This window comes from Cryobacterium sp. TMT4-10, assembly GCF_004403275.1.
Lineage (GTDB): Bacteria > Actinomycetota > Actinomycetes > Actinomycetales > Microbacteriaceae > Cryobacterium > Cryobacterium shii.
This window is the reverse complement of record NZ_SOGU01000094.1, coordinates 1-16,669: the sequence shown is the minus strand read 5'-3', so window position 1 is coordinate 16,669 and position 16,669 is coordinate 1. Positions and strand designations below refer to the sequence as shown.

Annotated in this window: 19 protein-coding genes and 3 pseudogenes; 13 read left to right on the top strand and 9 right to left on the bottom strand. The window is 69.3% G+C overall.

Annotated features, from left to right (window positions below; genetic code table 11):
- Nucleotides 1-35: 35 nt before the first annotated feature.
- The 3 genes and pseudogenes from E3T42_RS14410 to E3T42_RS14405 all read left to right on the top strand — a co-directional run.
- A pseudogene (locus E3T42_RS14410) lies at nucleotides 36-1,203 on the top strand (AMP-binding protein); the annotation flags it as partial.
- The gene (locus tag E3T42_RS17680; RefSeq protein WP_370262561.1) at nucleotides 1,186-1,686 is read left to right on the top strand and encodes a hypothetical protein; all 501 of its coding nucleotides are present in this window, start codon (nucleotides 1,186-1,188) and stop codon (nucleotides 1,684-1,686) included. The pseudogene E3T42_RS14410 and the gene E3T42_RS17680, both read left to right, overlap by 18 nt.
- Nucleotides 1,687-1,934: 248 nt before the next feature.
- Nucleotides 1,935-2,132 carry a hypothetical protein gene (locus E3T42_RS14405; RefSeq protein ID WP_134366798.1) on the top strand — a complete coding sequence of 66 codons (198 nt, stop codon included), beginning with the start codon at nucleotides 1,935-1,937 and terminating at the stop codon, nucleotides 2,130-2,132.
- Between the two features lie 79 nt (nucleotides 2,133-2,211).
- On the opposite strand, the gene E3T42_RS14400 is transcribed toward E3T42_RS14405, so the two are convergent.
- Nucleotides 2,212-2,424 (bottom strand): hypothetical protein, encoded by a 213-nt coding sequence (locus tag E3T42_RS14400; protein WP_134403222.1) that lies wholly within the window; start codon nucleotides 2,422-2,424, stop codon nucleotides 2,212-2,214.
- A gap of 235 nt (nucleotides 2,425-2,659) precedes the next feature.
- Between E3T42_RS14400 and E3T42_RS14395 the strand changes: the two genes are divergently transcribed.
- Nucleotides 2,660-4,465, top strand: a complete 1,806-nt coding sequence (locus tag E3T42_RS14395) for a chromosome partitioning protein (RefSeq protein WP_134403221.1) — start codon at nucleotides 2,660-2,662, stop codon at nucleotides 4,463-4,465.
- Between the two features lie 120 nt (nucleotides 4,466-4,585).
- Nucleotides 4,586-5,560, top strand: a complete 975-nt coding sequence (locus E3T42_RS14390; protein ID WP_134366795.1) for an FKBP-type peptidyl-prolyl cis-trans isomerase — start codon at nucleotides 4,586-4,588, stop codon at nucleotides 5,558-5,560.
- A gap of 36 nt (nucleotides 5,561-5,596) precedes the next feature.
- Here E3T42_RS14390 and E3T42_RS14385 read toward each other — a convergent pair whose 3' ends face one another.
- On the bottom strand, nucleotides 5,597-6,145 hold the full coding sequence (locus tag E3T42_RS14385) for a pyridoxamine 5'-phosphate oxidase family protein (protein ID WP_134366794.1): 549 nt from the start codon (nucleotides 6,143-6,145) through the stop codon (nucleotides 5,597-5,599).
- An 89-nt stretch (nucleotides 6,146-6,234) separates the two neighbouring features.
- On the opposite strand from E3T42_RS14385, the gene E3T42_RS14380 reads away from it, so the two are divergent.
- Nucleotides 6,235-7,095, top strand: coding sequence for a transglutaminase family protein (locus E3T42_RS14380; protein ID WP_134403219.1), 861 nt, complete (start codon nucleotides 6,235-6,237; stop codon nucleotides 7,093-7,095).
- Nucleotides 7,096-7,227: 132 nt separating this feature from the next.
- Here the strand turns inward: E3T42_RS14380 and E3T42_RS17465 are convergent.
- Both E3T42_RS17465 and E3T42_RS14375 read right to left on the bottom strand, forming a co-directional pair.
- A pseudogene (locus E3T42_RS17465) lies at nucleotides 7,228-7,380 on the bottom strand (two pore domain potassium channel family protein); the annotation flags it as partial.
- 12 nt (nucleotides 7,381-7,392) lie between these two features.
- Nucleotides 7,393-7,878 (bottom strand): hypothetical protein, encoded by a 486-nt coding sequence (locus E3T42_RS14375; protein WP_134403218.1) that lies wholly within the window; start codon nucleotides 7,876-7,878, stop codon nucleotides 7,393-7,395.
- A gap of 174 nt (nucleotides 7,879-8,052) precedes the next feature.
- On the opposite strand from E3T42_RS14375, the gene E3T42_RS14370 reads away from it, so the two are divergent.
- The 4 genes from E3T42_RS14370 to E3T42_RS14355 are packed head-to-tail and all read left to right on the top strand — an operon-like array spanning nucleotide 8,053 to nucleotide 11,045.
- On the top strand, nucleotides 8,053-9,048 hold the full coding sequence (locus E3T42_RS14370; protein ID WP_134366791.1) for an ATP-binding cassette domain-containing protein: 996 nt from the start codon (nucleotides 8,053-8,055) through the stop codon (nucleotides 9,046-9,048).
- Nucleotides 9,045-9,872 carry an ABC transporter permease gene (locus E3T42_RS14365; RefSeq protein WP_134366790.1) on the top strand — a complete coding sequence of 276 codons (828 nt, stop codon included), beginning with the start codon at nucleotides 9,045-9,047 and terminating at the stop codon, nucleotides 9,870-9,872. Before E3T42_RS14370 ends, E3T42_RS14365 begins: the two co-directional genes overlap by 4 nt.
- A gap of 49 nt (nucleotides 9,873-9,921) precedes the next feature.
- Nucleotides 9,922-10,353: a VOC family protein gene (locus E3T42_RS14360; protein ID WP_134366789.1), complete on the top strand. Its 432-nt coding sequence runs from the start codon at nucleotides 9,922-9,924 to the stop codon at nucleotides 10,351-10,353.
- Nucleotides 10,350-11,045, top strand: a complete 696-nt coding sequence (locus tag E3T42_RS14355) for a GyrI-like domain-containing protein (RefSeq protein WP_134366788.1) — start codon at nucleotides 10,350-10,352, stop codon at nucleotides 11,043-11,045. The genes E3T42_RS14360 and E3T42_RS14355 overlap by 4 nt, the downstream gene beginning before the upstream one ends.
- 5 nt (nucleotides 11,046-11,050) lie before the next feature.
- Here E3T42_RS14355 and E3T42_RS14350 read toward each other — a convergent pair whose 3' ends face one another.
- A complete protein-coding gene (locus E3T42_RS14350; protein ID WP_134403217.1) occupies nucleotides 11,051-12,277 on the bottom strand; it encodes a GAF domain-containing protein in 1,227 nt (408 codons plus the stop codon).
- Nucleotides 12,278-12,407: 130 nt separating this feature from the next.
- Complete coding sequence (locus E3T42_RS14345; RefSeq protein ID WP_160141070.1) at nucleotides 12,408-13,199, bottom strand: LysR substrate-binding domain-containing protein; 792 nt, start codon at nucleotides 13,197-13,199, stop codon at nucleotides 12,408-12,410.
- A gap of 97 nt (nucleotides 13,200-13,296) precedes the next feature.
- Between E3T42_RS14345 and E3T42_RS14340 the strand changes: the two genes are divergently transcribed.
- A complete protein-coding gene (locus tag E3T42_RS14340; protein ID WP_134366785.1) occupies nucleotides 13,297-13,734 on the top strand; it encodes a DUF5997 family protein in 438 nt (145 codons plus the stop codon).
- Between the two features lie 169 nt (nucleotides 13,735-13,903).
- Here E3T42_RS14340 and E3T42_RS14335 read toward each other — a convergent pair whose 3' ends face one another.
- A complete protein-coding gene (locus tag E3T42_RS14335; protein ID WP_134403216.1) occupies nucleotides 13,904-14,665 on the bottom strand; it encodes an alpha/beta hydrolase in 762 nt (253 codons plus the stop codon).
- Between E3T42_RS14335 and E3T42_RS17460 the strand changes: the two genes are divergently transcribed.
- Together E3T42_RS17460 and E3T42_RS14330 are read left to right on the top strand one after the other, a co-directional pair.
- Entirely contained in the window at nucleotides 14,664-14,789 is a 126-nt protein-coding gene (locus E3T42_RS17460; RefSeq protein ID WP_255572818.1) for a hypothetical protein, read from the top strand. The genes E3T42_RS14335 and E3T42_RS17460 overlap by 2 nt on opposite strands.
- Nucleotides 14,790-14,858: 69 nt before the next feature.
- Nucleotides 14,859-15,446, top strand: coding sequence for an NUDIX hydrolase family protein (locus E3T42_RS14330; protein ID WP_134366783.1), 588 nt, complete (start codon nucleotides 14,859-14,861; stop codon nucleotides 15,444-15,446).
- A gap of 122 nt (nucleotides 15,447-15,568) precedes the next feature.
- Here E3T42_RS14330 and E3T42_RS14325 read toward each other — a convergent pair whose 3' ends face one another.
- The gene (locus E3T42_RS14325; protein ID WP_134366782.1) at nucleotides 15,569-16,102 is read right to left on the bottom strand and encodes a GNAT family N-acetyltransferase; all 534 of its coding nucleotides are present in this window, start codon (nucleotides 16,100-16,102) and stop codon (nucleotides 15,569-15,571) included.
- A gap of 358 nt (nucleotides 16,103-16,460) precedes the next feature.
- Nucleotides 16,461-16,669 (bottom strand): annotated as a pseudogene (locus E3T42_RS16820) (DEAD/DEAH box helicase); the annotation flags it as partial.

The window sequence follows — 16,669 nt, the reverse complement described above, 5'->3', positions numbered from 1 at the left end:
GACACGCGCACCAAACGACGGACAAGGGAGTCCCCATGTTTGAACAGATGACGACGCTCGAGCCCGCAGCCGGGCTGGCCAACGATTCCCCGCTCACCCCGCTGCGATTCCTGCAGCGGTCGGCGGAGGTCTACCCGAACAAGGACGCCATCCTCTACGGCAGCCGCCGCTACAGCTACACCGAGTTCAAGGCGGCGGCCGAACGGATGGCGCGGGGCATCCGTGCCCGCATCGCACCGGGTGACCGGGTCGTGTTCCTGGCCCCGAACGTGCCGGAGATGCTGATCGCGCACTTCGCCGTGCCCCTGGCCGGCGGAATCCTGGTGGCCCTCAACTCCCGGCTGGCCCGGCCCGAGATCGAGTACGTGCTCAAACACTCCGAGGCGTCACTCTTGTTCGTCGACGCCGAGCTGGCCGCCACGGTCGGCGACGCCCGGCCGTCCTCGAAGTTCCTTCGCGGCGTGATCGAGATGGCCGACGCCGAATTCGGCCTCGCCGCGAGCGGGCTGGACTTCGGCCAGCAGACCCTCGAGTCCTTCCTGGCCGACGGCGACGCCGCCGCCCTGACGGATGCCCGGCCGCTGCGCTGGGACGTCGACGACGAGCGGGCGCCGCTCACCATCAACTACACGTCCGGCACGACCGGCAAGCCCAAGGGGGTTGTGTACTCGCACCGCGGTGCCTACCTCAACTCGTTCGGCGAGGTCTTCCACAATTCGTTCACGAGCGCATCCGTGTACCTGTGGACCCTGCCGATGTTCCACTGCAACGGCTGGTGCACGCCCTGGGCGGTCACCGCGGCCGGGGCGACCCACGTGTGCCTGCGCGCCGTGCGCGCCGACAGCGTGTGGGGCGCCATCGACACGCTCGGCATCACCAATCTCTGCGGCGCCCCCACGGTGTGCAGCCTGATCGCGAACGCCCCCCCAGGCGCACGAGCTGGACCGGCCGCTCAGCATCACCACGGCCGGGGCGCCGCCCGCGCCCAGTGTGATCGAGCAGCTGGAGCGGCTGAGGGTGAATGTCGTGCACGTGTACGGGCTGACCGAGGTCTACGGGCCGTACACGATCTGCGAATACCAGCCGGAGTGGGACGACCTGCCCGCCGATGAGCGTGCCCGAAGGATCTCGCGCCAGGGCGTCGGGATGCTGCAGGCCGAGAGCGCCCGGGTGGTCGACGAGTTCATGGTCGACGTGCCGAAGGACGGGGTCACGATCGGGGAGATCGTGCTGCGCGGCAACAACGTCATGCTCGGCTACTACCGGGATCCGCAGGCGACCGCCGAGGCGTTCCGGGGCGGCTGGTTCCACACCGGTGACCTGGGCGTGATGCACCCCGACGGCTACCTCGAGCTGCGGGACCGGGCCAAGGACATCATCATCTCCGGCGGTGAGAACATCTCCTCGATCGAGGTGGAGAATGCGATGCTCTCGCACCCGACCGTGCTCGACGTGGCCGTGGTAGGCATCCCGCATGAGAAGTGGGGCGAGCGTCCCAAGGCCTACGTGGTGCTCCGGCCCGACCACGCCGCCACGGCCGTCGACCTGCTGACGCACACGCGCTACCTGATCGCGAGCTTCAAGGTTCCCGACGACGTGCAGTTCGTCGAGACGCTGCCCCGCACGGCCACGGGCAAGGTCATGAAGATGATGCTGCGCGACCTGCACCTCGAGCTGGAGCAGTAGAGCGCATCCGTCGCGACGGTCTGATCGGGCCGCCGCCACCAATTCGGTAACGGAAGTGACCAATGCTCGGGTTCGTGCTGGCAATCGCGACTCACCCCCGTACGCTGTCAAAAACCGAACCAGCCTCGCACGGCCCTGCACGGAGCAGGATCACCAGCGCGGAGTGACGACTGGCCCGCTGAAAACCGGGTGAACCACCAGAACCACCGAAGCGGAAACGCAGCGGCAGAACCAGGAAACACGCAGCCATGACCGACGACGAACTCCTTCTCGAAACCGATTACACCAGCTATGCGAACTCGTGCCGTGACCCGCACATCACCCCGGCGAACGACCTGGTCGAGTGCCGGCGCCAGAACGGCCACGACGACACCCACGCCACCCGGGCCGGCCGGAACGCCATTCGCTGGTCCGGATACACCGGCCAGGCTCCGCACGCCGCCTGACGCTTTCCCGGCTTCGGTTCCCGGCGAGACGGGAGCTTCGGTTCCCGGCGAACCGGGACCCGGCCGGGACCGGCGAGGCTCAGGCCAGCAGGCCGGAGGGTGCCGCGGCGGCGGGCCGGGCACTGGGGGACCACGAGTGCATCTCCTTGATGTCCCCGTGTCGAGCGAGCTGGCAGTCGGTTTCGTGCACGATCTCCGGCCAGACGAAATTGTGGTCATCGCGGATGGTGGCCGTGCCGTAGACCCCGCAGTCCCGGCAGTACGCGATCAAAACCCAGTCGGTGTCTTTCATCACTTAAGGGTGAGCCACGACCGGCGGTCCCGGCAAGAGTCCGGGGCACAAATCCTTGATTTCGTGATGCTTTCGTAGGATGCCAACCAGCTGGGAATCGTTTGTCGGGCTCGGGCCGCACCGCCGCCCGAACGAGGGGTAGCACGTCTTGCCCCGTTAGGCTGGGGGCGGCACGCTCGATGGATCTTCGACGTGCTCACGCTGATGAGCTGAGCTCGACGGAAATAAGGCCGAAATGAAGCAGAACGTATCCGAACTCCCGCGCATCCGCGCGATGATCCGCAGCGACGGCACGGGGGACCTCACCATCGATGGCGTGAGCCAGCACATCGTCGCCGCCGACGAGGCCGGCGTTCGCGAGGAGATCATCAACCGGGTCACGGATGCCGCCCTCAAGGTCGGCCGTCCGGTGCGCCTGACCGCCGAGGACGAGCAGGGCCAGTCGCCACTGATCGTGCACCCTGACGGGGACGTGGAATCCGACGGCGCCTTCATCCCGAAGCCCGCGGCCGCCGCCGCCCGCTCGTTCGAGGTCACCAACCCGCCTGCTCCCGCGGCCGATCCGGCCGATCCGGCCGAGCCGACCGGGACCATGGTGATCGACGTGGTTGCCTCGCCGGAACCGTACCGTGCCGACATGGCGAACGCCACGCCCCACGCCGACATCGAGGCCCTGTTCCTCGAGGCCGACACCCTCGGTGCGAGTGACGGGTTCCCGACGGATGCTGACGCGACGGATACTGACGCGACGGACGCTCACGAGACCGACGCCGACGCGCCCGACCGCGACCTGACCGGCTCCGAGCCGGCGCCCCTGGATGCTGTCGTGCTCGAGGCCTCCCAGGCGGACTTCGTGCCGGCCCGACCGGCCGACCCGTTCGAATCCGTCATGGTCCAGCCGTTCGAGAACCTCATGTTCGATCCGTCGACCGACCTGGATTCGGACCTCAAGGACTCGGACCTCGACTCAGACCTCGACTCAGACCTCGACCTCGGCTCCGAGGCCGACGCGCACAGCGTTCCCCGCTCTGCCTCGGCCTTCATCGGGCTGGTGCCGGCTGCCCCGGCTGCCCCGGCTTCCTCGAATGGCGTCTCCGGCGACGAGGCGGGCCCTAATCTCTCCGATTTCATGAACTCCCGTCCGGCGATGGTGGCCGGCCCGGCGATTCTGGGCTGGCAGGGAACGGTTCGCCGCCTGACCGGCGGCGTGGTGTCCCCGGCTCCGGGAGGCGCGGAGATGGCGCACCGCGCCGCCGTGGCCTCGGTGCAGCGCCGGCTGGTCGGTCCGCGCACCATCGTCGTGCTCAACCCCAAGGGCGGCGCGCACAAGACGACGGCCACTCTCCTGATCGCGGCGACCTTCGGCATCCATCGCGGTGGGTACACGCTCGCCTGGGACAACAACGAGACCATGGGCACACTCGGTGTGCGGGCACAGACCGCTTCGCACACCAACACCGCCGTCGACCTGCTGCGCGACCTGGACAACTTCGCCTATTCGAGCTCCGCCCGCGTCGGCGACCTCGACAACTACGTGCGCAACCAGGGCGATGCCCGGTTCGACGCCCTCGCCTCCGACCTCGATCCGGCCGGAGCGGCCAGCATCGACGACGTGGCCTTCGGCAAACTGCACGCTGCCCTGAGCCGGTTCTACCGCGTGCTCATCATCGACACCGGCAACAACATGCGGGCCTCCAACTGGGAAGCGGCCGTCGAAACGGCCGACCAGCTCGTCGTCGTCTCGACGATCCGCGAGGACACCGCCTACGGGGCGGCCGCCCTGCTGGACGGGCTGCGACAGAAGGGCCACGCCGACAAGGTCGCGCAGGCGGTCACCATCCTCGCGTCGCCGGCCAAGACGGCGGACCACCAGTTGTCCAAACGGCTGCACGACCACTTCAGCCAGCTGACCCGCGCGGTGGTCGACGTTCCCTATGACGCCGCCCTCGTCGCCGGCGGATCGCTCAACATCGACGCTCTCGACCCTCGCACCAGGGAGGCGTGGCTCCTCGCCACCGCGGCGATCGCCGAGGGCCTCTGACCCGGGGACTCAGCCGGTACAGATGTCGTTCCGGCATACTGGCGAAGGCCCGGCGTTGGGCGGCTGTTCCAACCCGCCTCAATCCAGCCACACCAGGCTTTGACGAATAGAAAGATCAGCGTGCGTAAACTTCCTGCCCTCATCTCCGTTGCCACCGTCGCCGTTCTCGCGCTCGCGGGCTGCAGCGCCTCTCCCTCGACCGACAAGGCGGCCGGCGCGTCGTCGATCTCCTGCACCGATTCCGGGAAGGTCTCGGATTCCGTCAAGGTCGCCGGAAAGGCCAACGCGGAACCCACGGTGAAATTCTCGAAGCCGTTGAGCACGAAGACCACCGAACGCAGCGTCATCACCGAGGGCAAGGGTGGCGCCGTGAAGACCGGCGACGTCGTCGAACTCGCTTTCGCGGTCTACAACGCGACCACGGGCGAGAAGATGAACGCCGGCGGCTACGGTGACGCCGCCGGCGCCTCCATCACCCTCGACGAGAAGTCGGGCGTCTTCCCGGCCATCATCAAGGGCGTGGCCTGCTCCAACTACGGAGCGCGTGTCGCCGTCGTTTCGCCGCCGGCTGACGCCTTCGGCGGTGCCGGAAACGCGGACCTCAAGGTCGGCGCCAAGGACAACATCATCTTCGTCATCGACGTCAAGGGCCAGATCCCGACCCGCGCCAGCGGCAAGGACCAGAAGCCCCAGGACGGCTTCCCGACCGTGGCGCTGGCCAAGGACGGCGCCCCGACCGTGACCATCCCCAAGGCCGACGCCCCAGCCGACCTGAAGACCGAGGTGCTGAAGAAGGGCGACGGCCGCAAGGTCGCGGAGGGGGCGACCGTGACCGTGCAGTACTCGGGCGTCGTCTGGTCCAGCGGCAAGGTGTTCGACCAGTCCTGGGGCAAGGGCGGACCGACCCCGATGTCACTGAGCAGCGTCGTTCCCGGGTTCGCCCAGGGCCTCGTCGGCCAGACGGTCGGTTCCCAGGTCGTCATCATCATCCCGCCGGCGCTCGGCTACGGTGATGCGGGACAGACCCAGGCCGGGATCACGGGCACCGACACGCTCGTGTTCGTCGTCGATATCCTCGCCGCGGGCAAGGCGTAGGCCCCGCGGGTTTCTCCGACTCGGGCCTTCTCGAACTCAGGCCTTCTCGAACCGGCCGGTCTTCTCGGTCAGCCGGATCCGGTAGATCACGGCGTGCGGGGATGACCCCGCGGCGGCGTGGTCCGGGGGCAGCACGGATGTCCCGGGACCCGGCTTCGGCCGGGGCCCGGGCCCCGGTTTGGGCACCGATTTCGGCTCCGGTGCCGGGCCCGGCAGAACGGTGCCGTCCGGGCCCAGGTGCGGCTCGGCGGTGACGCTCGTGACCAGCGGCGCGAACCGGGTCAGCAGCACCCGCATCCCGGCCGCGGCATCCTCACCGGTCAATTCCTCATAGCTGCCCCAGCCGATCACGCTGCGCCAGTTCGCGAGATCGTCGACCTCCTCGACCTCGAAGCAGACCGACGGGTTCGCCCGCATCATCTGCACCTTGCTTCCGGATGCGCTGTGGCCGTACACGGCGTCACCGTCGTAGGCGTAGGAGATCGGCACGATATAGGTGCAGCCCTCGGCGTGGCAGCCGATTCGGCCGACCACGGCCTGGCGCAGCACAGCGTCGATCTCAGGCTCGTTCAGTTCACCCAGCATGCGGCCAGTGTGGCCCCGCGCCGGGCACCTCGCCAGTGGCTGCGGCCGCGGAGTGGCCGTCACGCACGGCGCCGTGTCAGGATCGAGGCATGAAACGCACCGTGGCCGCGCACCTCTCGCTCGAGGCCCTGGCGCCCGCACGCCTCGTGTTGTCCATCGCCGTGGCGGGCGGCCCGACCGCATCGCGGGAATCAGTCGGCGCGGCCGGTGCGGCCGGTGCGGCCGACGCTGCCGGTGCCGCTGCCGACCGGGTCGAGCTCCTCAGTGTCATGCAGGGTGGCGCCGAGGTGCCGGTTCGGGAGGTCACCGACGAGCACGGCACCCGCCTGCATCTGGCCGAGGTGGCAGCGGGCCCCGTCGAGGTGGATTACCACGCTGACCTGGCCGGCCCGGCGCATCCGTCGCCAGGGGCCGACATCGACCTGGTGCGGTACCTGCGGCCGAGCCGCTACTGCGAGTCCGACAGCCTCGGTCCCACCGCCCACGCCGAATTCGCCGGGCTCGAGGGGGCCGACCTGCTGCACGGGGTGACGTCGTGGGTCGGGCAGAAGCTCAGCTACGTGCCCGGGGCCAGACTGCCGACCGATGGCGCCGTGCGCACCCTGCTGGCCCGCCGGGGCGTCTGCCGGGACTACGCCCACCTGGTCGTGGCGCTGCTGCGGGCGCGCGACGTGCCCGCTCGGCTGGTCTCCGTCTACGCGCCCGGGTTGGCGCCAATGGACTTCCACGCCGTGGCCGAGGCCTTCGTCGACGACGCCTGGCAGGTGGTCGACGCGACCCTGCTGGCGCCCCGGCAGTCGCTGGTGCGGATCGCGACGGGCCGCGACGCCGCAGACACGGCGTTTCTCACCACCATCGGCGGCGGGGTGCTCCTGCACTCGATGGCGGTGTCGGCCGTGGTCGACGAGCTGCCGAGGGACGACCTGACGGAACTCGTGCGGCTGCGCTAGTCGTACCCGCCTTCGGGCCGCTGCCGCTGCCGCCAGACCATCGTCGCGGAACGAATTCGACGGAGATTTTGCCGGAATCGGGCCCAAACCGGCCGGAAACGTGGTTTTAACTCAAAATCTCCGTCGAATTGGTTAGTGCTTGCCCGCTCGGGACCGCTGGTCCTGGCCGACGGCGGCGATGCGGTCGATGATCCAGGAGGCCAGGGTCGCCGTGATCACACCGACCAGCGTGACGCCGCCGAGCATCAGCCCCACCGTGATGAGCCTTCCGACACCGGTGACGGGAAAGTAGTCTCCTTAGCCCATCGTCGACACGGTGACGAACGCCCACCAGACGGAATCGCCGATGGTGGTGATGTTCGCGCGGGGCGAGGCCCGCACCGCGTCGAGCACCGCCAGCGCGCCCATGCAGATCAGCAGGCTGGACGTCCCGACCAGGTAGAGGCCGACCCGGGACCGAACGGCCGAGCCCGGGGTTTTCTGGAACACCGGCAGCATCGTGACCAGTCTGAGCAGGCGAAGCGGCCGGAGGACCGGCAGGAAGACCACCAGCAGGTCGAACAGATGGGTGATGAACCAGCGTCCGCGCTGCGGCGCCAGATAGAGGTTGACCAGGTAGTCGGCCAGGAACACCAGCCAGGCGAGCACCAGAATGGCGAACGTGAGCGTGTACCGGGGGCCGTCGAGGTCGGCCAGCACGCGCCAACTGTAGCTGAGCAGGAAGAGCACGGATGCGGCGAGCAGCGGCCACTGCACGAGCCTGTCCCAGCGCGCCTGATCCATGAGCACACCATAGTCACGGGGGTGCCGGTGCGCGCGGGCGGCGACCGCCGTCGCATCCGTTTATTGCCCGGATCGGTCATTGTCGAAGCCGGTGCGGGTGGTTAAAATGTTGAGTCTGTGGTTCACCGCGTTTCCACCTCGTGTGTCGCCCCCGACCAGGCAGGGATCAACCGAATGACCATCATCGAGGCCACTGGCCTGACCAAGACCTACCGTTCCAAGTCCGGGCCCGTGCGGGCGCTCGCCGGACTGGACCTGTCCGTGCCCCGCGGCAGCGTGAAGGCGCTGCTGGGGCCCAACGGCGCCGGCAAGACCACGGTCGTGAAGATGCTGACCACCCTGATTCGACCGGATGCCGGCACCGCCTTTGTCGACGGCATCGACGTGGCCGCCGACCCGAAGTCCGTGCGGCGCATCATCGGCGTCTCGGGCCAGTACGCGGCCGTCGACGAGAACCTGACTGGTTTCGAGAACCTCGAAATGGTCGGCCGGCTCTATCACCTCGGCGGTACCGCGTCCCGGCGTCGCGCCCAGGAACTGATCGACCTGTTCGAACTCACCGCGGCCGGGAACCGCCCGGTCAAGGGGTTCTCCGGCGGCATGCGCCGGCGGATCGACCTGGCCGGCGCGCTGGTGATCAACCCGAAGGTGCTGTTCCTCGACGAGCCGACCACCGGGCTCGACCCGCGCAGCCGGATCGCGCTCTGGGCTGTGATCAAGCGTCTGGTCGCCGACGGCACCACGGTTCTGCTGACCACCCAGTACCTCGAAGAGGCCGATCAGCTCGCCGACGACATCGTCGTGATCGATGACGGCCGGGTGATCGCCGAAGGGACCTCGGACCAGCTCAAGGCCCAGATCGGCGGGCACCGGCTCGAGCTGGCCCTGGTCGAGGGTGACGATGGCCCCGCGGCCCGGGAGATCCTGGCCCGGTACGGCGCGGGTGTGCCGACGTCGACCAGCGACGGCCGCGGACTCGAGGTCGCGGTGATCGACGGGCCCCACGCGCTGAAGCATGTCCTGTCCGAACTGGGCGCCGCCAACATCCGTCTGCACGACGCCGGGATGCGCCGGCCCACCCTCGACGACGTGTTCCTGAAGCTCACCGGGCACAAGGCCGACCGGGCCGCCGACGCGGCGGAGGACGGCGAATTGGAGAAGTCGAAATGAGCGCCGCCGGCAGCCTGGCGGCCTGGAACCCGCTCGCCCTCTGGTACTCCGACGGCTGGACGGTGACCAAGCGCAACCTGATCAAGATCAAGCGGTCCCCGGACGTGCTCGTCTTCGCGGTGATCCAGCCGATCATGTTCGTGCTGCTGTTCAGCCAGGTCTACGGCGGCGCGATCTCCGTGCAGGGCACCGACTACGTGCAGTTCCTGATGGCCGGCATCTTCGCGCAGACCGTCGTGTTCGGGTCGACCTTCTCCGGCTCCGCGATGGCGCAGGACCTCAAGGAGGGAATCATCGACAGGTTCCGCAGCCTGCCGATGAGCTCGTCCGCCGTGCTGATCGGACGCACCAACGGCGACCTGCTGCTGAACACGATCTCGATGGTGATCATGATGGCCACCGGGCTCTTCGTCGGTTGGCGGGTGAATTCGTCCCCGGCGGAGTTCTTCGCCGGGGTCGGGCTGCTGCTGCTGTTCAGCTACTCCTTCAGCTGGGTGATGGCGCTGCTCGGCATGAGCGTGAAGTCACCGGAGGTGATCAACAACGCGTCCTTCCTGATCCTGTTCCCCCTGACCTTCGTCTCGGTCGCCTTCGTCCCCAGCGATACCCTGCCCGACCCGCTGCGCATCTTCGCCGAGTGGAACCCGGTGTCCGCGCTCGTGCAGGCGGCCCGGGAGCTGTTCGGCAACGAGGGCACCGCCCCGGTTCCCGACATCTGGACCCTGCAGAACCCGATCACCACGGTCCTGATCGGGGTCACGGTCATGCTGGTCGTTTTCGTGCCGCTGTGCATCCGCAAGTTCGCCTCGATCAGCTCCCGCTGATGCCGCATCCGGCCGACATCCGGCCGCCCTCGATGACTGGAGTCCTGACATGAGTATTGGAATCGTGCACGCGTTCGGCGGATTCGCCGTTCCCGAGCTGGCGGCCGCACGCCGCTTCTACGGTGAGACGCTCGGGCTCGAGGTGACGGATGACGCCATGGGCCCGCTGCGCCTGCGCCTGCCCGGCGGGGCCGAGGTGATCGTCTACCCGAAGCCGGACCACGTGCCGGCCGTCTTCACCATCCTCAACTTCGTGGTGGAGGACATCGACGCCGCGGTGGCCGAGCTCACGGCCCGGGGAGTCGCATTCGAACGCTACGAGGGGATGGACCAGGACGCGGCGGGCGTCTCCCGGAACGGGGACCCGAAGGTCGCCTGGTTCACCGACCCGGCCGGCAACATCCTCTCGGTGTTGCAGAACGCGGCGCCGCAGAACGCGGCGCCGCAGGATGCCGCAGCGTCGGGTGGGACCGCAGAATGAGCGGCGAAGTGCCGTTTCGCACCGACCGCCGCACCGGACAGCTGCGCTCGCCCCGCAACACCGCGCCGGCCGGGGCGGGCCCGTGGGACGTGAAGCGCGTGCTGAAGCCGTTCTACGCCCCCGCGAATCGCGACTGGGAGCTGATCGAGGTGCCCGCGCAGCGCTTCATCGCGGCCGACGGCAGCGGCGACCCGGCCACCGCGCCCGCCTATGCCGAGGCCGTCGAGGCGCTCTACGCGGTCGCCTACGCGATCAAGTTCGCCGGCCGTCGCACCCTCGGCCAGGACCTGGTCGTGGCACCGCTCGAGGGCCTCTGGTACGCCGACGACGCATCCGTCTTCACGGCCGGCGAGAAGGCGAGATGGCAGTGGACCATGCTGATCAGCCAGCCGGACTGGGTGACGGATGCCTTCATCGCCGACGCCATCGCGGTGGTCCGGGCGAAGAAGAAGCTGCCCGCCCTTGCGAGCGTGCGGGTGGAGGCCCTCGACGAAGGCCTGTGCGCGCAGCTGCTGCATCTCGGGTCCTACGCCGATGAGGCGCCCACGCTCGCCGGCCTGCACGGGGAGTTCCTGGCCGAGCACGGGCTGCGGATGAACGGCCGGCACCACGAGCTCTACCTCGGCGACCCGCGCCGAACCGAGCCCGCCAAGCTCCGGACCGTACTCAGGCAGCCGGTCGCCCCGGTGTGACACGGCTAGTCCGGCAGGCGCCCCAGCTCCGCCTGGATCAGGAGGGCGAGTTCGCGCAGCAGGACGATGTCGATGTCGGCGGCGGGCCGGGGCTCCGGGTCGAACACGCTGAGCACGCCGATCCGCTCGCCGGTGTCTGCCTCGATCGGGAACCCGGCGTAGAAGCGGGTGTGCGGGGCGCCCGTCACGAGGGGATGGTCGCGAAACCTCTCCTCCGCCTGAGCGTCGGGCACGACCGTCGCTCCGGGCTCGCTCACCGCGATGGCCGTGATCGACCCTGCCAGCGGAAAGACCCGCGGGGCCCGGCCGATGTTCGTCTTGTCCCAGAGCCGGTCGCCGTCGATGAAGGTGAGCGCGGCCGATGCGGTGCCGTACGATCTCTTCGCGATGGCCACGATCCGGTCGAGCCTGGCGTCCGGGTCTCCTTCCAGAATGCCGAGCCGGTCGATCGCGCGACCCGGATCGGGTGAGCGCTGCTCGGCGTCACGGGCCTTCGAACGGCCGTTGCCGGACGTGTCGACCTCGAGGTGTTCGGCGTCGAGGGATGGCCCCATCCGTGCGGCGAGGAGTTCGGCCCACCGGCTGTAATGCGCCGCAGTACGCACCCGCCCGGGCGTCACGGCCAGGTTGGCCGTCATCGGCACGAAGTGGGCCTGGGGGCGTTGGGAGCAGACCCAGGCACTGATGTCGTTCTGGGACCGGGCATTCTTCTCAGCCACGGCGCCGAGGGGGGAATCGAAGGCGGCTATCGACCGGATCGGCTGCACGCCGAGCACGAAGATCCTCGTCGTGAGCGAGGATTCCAGTTCGATCCGGTCCAGCAGCGCCGTCAATTCCCGCTGCCACACCCGCGCGGGAATCAGGCTGACGGCGTCGCTCGTGCCCAGGCTCACGACGATGGCGTCGTACCGCCAGAGCCCCAGCCCGTCGAGTTCGGCCCGGGCCGTTCGGATGGTGACGTGCGGGTTCGGGACCACATCGACATCCGTACCCCGGCCGGTGCGGGCGGACAGGGCTCGCGCGAGCGACCCGGGCAGGGCGACGTCGTGACTGAGCACCCCCCAGCCGACTGCGGGGCCGCTGCCGAAGATCAGGATGCGATCGCTGTTGATTCCGGGGGAGTGGGCGCGCTGGCCATCCGTCGGACGCGGGATGCCCGCGTAGTCGCGAGTCGTGGCCGCGGACCACGCACGCATGAGCGGGACCAACACCCACCGGATGAGTTCGGGCACTCGTGCTCCTTGGCCTGAAATGGGTCTTCAGCCTGCACTGAGGGCAGATGGCTGAGCCTATCTCAGGTGTGTGGTTTGCGGTGACCTGGTTTGGCCGCGGTCGGCGGTTCCGTGCTTGGGGTCGTGCGGGTCAGCGGCCGCCGCGGCGCTTGCCGGCCCGGGGGCTCGGCGTGTTGCGGGTGCGCCCGGTCACGCTGGTGGCCTTCTTGGTGACGGGCTTGGCCTTCGCGGCGGCCACCCGCACGGCCTTCGCGGCCGCCTTGGCCTTGTCGGTCTTCTTTTCCTTCCGCACCTTTTCGGCGCCGGCCGGCACGGTGTCGACCCTCGAGCTGTCCCGGGTGCGGCCGCGCACGATGCCGATGAACTCCTCAACGTCTTCGGTGGTCTCCCGGGTCAGCCAGGCCAGGGACACCTGGCTCTCCGAGACGTCCTCGACCGGGCGGGACACGACATCCTTGCGGCTGTGCAGTCGCGCCAGCGAATGGGGCAGGATGACGATGCCGACGCCCGCAGCGACCTGCTCCATGGTGTCGTCCAGGTCGCGCATCTTCGGCAGGGGGCGGCGGGTGCCGTCGCGCACCTCGGTGGCGACATCGCGCCATTCGGGCACGGCGTCCGGGTCCTGGAGCAGGTGATCGTCGGCGAGGTCGGCCACGACGACGCTGTCGGCGTCGGCGATGAAATGGTCTTTCGCCGCGACGACCACGGGGATCTCACGGTAGAGGGCGATCAGGCTCAGGTCGGTTTCGTCGACGGGCAGGCGCACCAGGCTCACCTGGGCCCGGCCGTCGCGCAGCACCGCATCCTGTTCGGACGGGTCGGTGCGGAAGACCTCAAGGGGCTGGTCGGGCCTGCGATCGGCCCAGATCCGGGTCCATTTGGTGGGGGTCACACCGGCGGTGAAGGCAATGGAAAAGGTCACCGGCATCCTCATACTTTCTGGCTCTCGTATCGTGTCTTCCGCCGGAACGACAGGCTCTTACGGCTATACGGGTCTTCTCAGGCTATACGCTTGACTGATGACCGAGAAGAAGACCCAGACCATGAAGCCCTCCACGGCGGCCCAGAAGCTCGGGATTCTGCTCGAAGCAGCACCCGAGGATTTCCAGGCCGCACCCATCTCGCGCACCGAGCTGGCCGCGCTGGAGGCGAACCCGCCCGCCTGGTTGCTGGACCTGCGCGCCAACGGCCCGCACCCCAAGCAGGTCGTCGCCGCCAAGCTGGGCGTGTCGATCTCCGGCCTCGTCCGCGGCGACGTGACCGAGCCGCTCACGAGCGCCGAGATCCTGGCCCTGCTGCAGCAGCCGCCGACCTGGCTGGTCACCGAGCGGGCCACCCAGTTCGAGGTGCGCGAAGAACAGATCCGCGTCAAGGACCGCGACGCCGAGCGCGCACGCAAGATCGCGCACGTCGCCCGCCAGGCGGCCCAGAACGAGAAGGCCGGCCGCGGCCGCTAGCCCGCTCGGCCCGGCCCCTGTCGGCCCGGCCTGTTCTGATCGGCGCGCCGTCTAACCAATTCGACGGAGATTTTCGCGCTGCGAACCGTTTTTCGCCCGTTTGAGCCCTTTTTGGCCAAAATCTCCGTCGAATTCGTTCGGGCGAACGGATGCCGCGGTCCCGGCGCGTCTAGGCGGCCGGCGCGGCGTACTGTGCGCGCAGGAACGTGACGATCTCGCCGAGCTCGGCCTCGGAGATGGAGTGTTCGAGGCCCTCATAGATGCGCTCGGTGAGCGTCGAGTGGCCGGGCAGCCAGGCCTGCGTGCGGTCGATCGCATCCTGAGGGATGACCGGGTCCGCCGTGCCGCGACCCCAGAACACCGGCAGGCGGCGTTCGGCGAGGCGTTCGTCGCCCGTATGCGTGCTGCGCCCCACGAAGCCGCTCAATTGCACCGCGAAGTCGAACCGGTCGGGGGCCTGGCGCAGCAGCTGAAGCGCCATCGCGCCGCCCTGCGAGAAACCGAGCAGGCCCACGGATGACGGCTGCTCCGGCAGGGTGTCCAGCCATTCGAGCACTCCGGCGGCCGCCGCCTCCAGGGCGTCGGCGCTCGGCGAGCCGGGGTTGACCTTGGCCCCCGCCGCTCCGATCGGGAACCAGGCCCAGCCCGGTCCGGCCGCCAGCGGGGCGCGCAAAGCGGCGATGACCGGATGCAGCGGCAGGTGCGGGGCGAGGGAGAAGAGGTCTCCCTCATGCGAGCCGTAACCGTGCAGGATGAGCAGCAGCGGTCGCCCGGCCCGGTCGGCAGCTGACGCGGACCACAGCACGGCGTCCGGGTTGATCGGTTCGGCGCGGACCGTGCGGGCATCCCCGGTGGCGCCGGGGCTCTCGGCGTTGGCGGTGTCGTCGTTGCCGGCGCCGGTGCTGTCGCTGCTCTGATCGTACTGGTCCATGGCGGTCCTCCTGCTCGAGGTCGACATCGTGACCGTCGACCAGTCAATCCTTCCATTGCGGTGCGGTTTTCGGCACCGCGATCAGGGCCGCCCGGCGGCATCCGTCGCCCGCGAAGGTCGCTGACGTGTCGGTGTCACGACCCCGGGCGGCCGCAAATCGGCATCCGGTCGCGGCGTAGTACAGAATGGCTTCATGAGCGTGCGCACCCCTGACCCTGATCCGGACTGGACGCCTGGCCCCGAGGACGCTCCGCCGCCGAGCACCAACCAGGGCTGGCTGAGCGACGTCGAGCTGGCCGAGGTGCGTCGTCGGCTGCCGATCCTCTACATCGAGGCCGTGCCCGTGCGGGTCGACGGTCTCGGCCAGGTCGTCGAGGTCGGCGTGCTCCTCCGCGCGCGGTCGACCGGCGAGATGACCCGGATGCTGGTGTCCGGCCGGGTCCTCTACGGCGAGACCCTGCGTGACGCGCTCTTCCGTCACCTCGAGAAGGACCTCGGGCCGATGGCCTTCCCCCAGCTGCCGGTGAGCCCGGTGCCGTTCACGGTCGCCGAATACTTTCCGATGCCGGGCATCACCGCGTTCACGGATGACCGCCAGCACGCGGTCTCGATGGCCTACGTCGTTCCCGTCACCGGCACCTGCGACCCGCGCCAGGACGCCCTCGAACTGACCTGGATGACGCCCCGGGAGGCAGCCTCGGACGCCGTGGCAGCGGAGATGGAGGGCGGTCGCGGCGCCCTGCTGCGGATGGCGCTGGCCTCGGTCGGACAGCTCCGCTAGATCGGGCTGCCGCACCAGCTCGGGCCGGTGTGCCAGCTCGGGCCGGTGTGCCAGAACGGGACGCAGCGCGGGCTTCGGGCTCCCTCAGCGGGAGCCCGAAACCGGGCTACTCGTCTGCGGGACTACTCGGACGTGACGAGCGAGAGCCGGCGAGCGAGCGACCGGGGACGCACCAGACGCACCTCGTGCAATTCTTCGCCGAGGACTTCCTGGTCCTGGTCGTGGCCGTCGGCGGCGTAGCCGTTGCGCTTGTAGAACGAGTGCGCGCGGGGGTTCACTTCGGCGACCCATAGGTAGGACGGGCCCTCGTCGACGACGGCGTCGAAGAGCTGCTGGCCGATGCCGGTGCCGTGATACGCATCGAGCAGGTAGATGAAGTAGAGCTCCTGCGGCGCCGGCTTGTCGGTGTCGCGGGCCGGGCCGCTGCCCGCGAATCCCACGATCTCGCCGTCGACGAGGGCGGCGACCTGCCGGTACTGCGGCCCCTGGGAGCTGAACCTGCGCCACATCGCGGCGAGACGGGCCGGCTGCAGCTGCTCGAGGGCGGCCGTGCTGAGCAGCTGGTCGTAGGTTTCGTGCCAGCAGGTGGCGTGCACGCGGCCGAGGCTTTCGGCGTCCGCTTCTTCGACAGGACGGATGACTGCAGTGGTGACCATGACCCGAGACTAACCCAGCGACGCGGTGCTGAATTACACCCCGGGGTCACGGCCTGATCACGCCGCAGAACGCGCGCCGGCTCCCGTCGCGGTCGCCTGCTGCCGTGGCCAACTCAGGAGATCCGCGGCGGGCAGGTGCGCAACCGGCGGATGGCCGCGTGATTCCGGGCCGAGCATCCGGCGCCGTCACGTTTCTCCTGAGTTAGCCACGAGGGGGAGGGGCGACCCTGTCGCTGAAGTGTGGCAGCACTGCTGCGGCGGGGTGCACAATCGTCTCAACTGCCACTCCGGCAACGCAAAACGGGCCGGCCTCGTGAGAGACCGGCCCGTTCAGACGGCAAGACGTGGTGCTGAGGGGTTAGCCCTGCGCGCGGCGCGGAGCCGAGCGGCGTGCGCCTCCGGTGGAACCGGCACCGCGGACGAGGCCGCCGACCTGCAGGCCGCCGGAGCGACCGGAGCCCTGAGCCGAACGACCCTGGCCGCCGCCGTTGCCCGCGGGGGCGTGGCTGTGACCGGATGCCGCGGGGCGGCCCGAACGCTCCTGGCGCGCTCCGCCGGCCGGCGCGG

Coding starts and splice junctions, on each gene's coding strand:
- E3T42_RS17460 (WP_255572818.1), top strand. CDS start 14,664: ATGGCGGTCCTCCTGCTCGAGGTCGACATCGTGACCGTCGACCAGTCA.
- E3T42_RS17680 (WP_370262561.1), top strand. CDS start 1,186: ATGGTCGACGTGCCGAAGGACGGGGTCACGATCGGGGAGATCGTGCTG.
- E3T42_RS14405 (WP_134366798.1), top strand. CDS start 1,935: ATGACCGACGACGAACTCCTTCTCGAAACCGATTACACCAGCTATGCG.
- E3T42_RS14385 (WP_134366794.1), bottom strand. CDS start 6,145: ATGCTGGGTGAACTGAACGAGCCTGAGATCGACGCTGTGCTGCGCCAG.
- E3T42_RS14400 (WP_134403222.1), bottom strand. CDS start 2,424: ATGAAAGACACCGACTGGGTTTTGATCGCGTACTGCCGGGACTGCGGG.
- E3T42_RS14340 (WP_134366785.1), top strand. CDS start 13,297: ATGACCGAGAAGAAGACCCAGACCATGAAGCCCTCCACGGCGGCCCAG.
- E3T42_RS14335 (WP_134403216.1), bottom strand. CDS start 14,665: ATGGACCAGTACGATCAGAGCAGCGACAGCACCGGCGCCGGCAACGAC.
- E3T42_RS14365 (WP_134366790.1), top strand. CDS start 9,045: ATGAGCGCCGCCGGCAGCCTGGCGGCCTGGAACCCGCTCGCCCTCTGG.
- E3T42_RS14360 (WP_134366789.1), top strand. CDS start 9,922: ATGAGTATTGGAATCGTGCACGCGTTCGGCGGATTCGCCGTTCCCGAG.
- E3T42_RS14330 (WP_134366783.1), top strand. CDS start 14,859: ATGAGCGTGCGCACCCCTGACCCTGATCCGGACTGGACGCCTGGCCCC.
- E3T42_RS14325 (WP_134366782.1), bottom strand. CDS start 16,102: ATGGTCACCACTGCAGTCATCCGTCCTGTCGAAGAAGCGGACGCCGAA.
- E3T42_RS14375 (WP_134403218.1), bottom strand. CDS start 7,878: ATGGATCAGGCGCGCTGGGACAGGCTCGTGCAGTGGCCGCTGCTCGCC.
- E3T42_RS14395 (WP_134403221.1), top strand. CDS start 2,660: ATGAAGCAGAACGTATCCGAACTCCCGCGCATCCGCGCGATGATCCGC.
- E3T42_RS14380 (WP_134403219.1), top strand. CDS start 6,235: ATGAAACGCACCGTGGCCGCGCACCTCTCGCTCGAGGCCCTGGCGCCC.
- E3T42_RS14370 (WP_134366791.1), top strand. CDS start 8,053: ATGACCATCATCGAGGCCACTGGCCTGACCAAGACCTACCGTTCCAAG.
- E3T42_RS14355 (WP_134366788.1), top strand. CDS start 10,350: ATGAGCGGCGAAGTGCCGTTTCGCACCGACCGCCGCACCGGACAGCTG.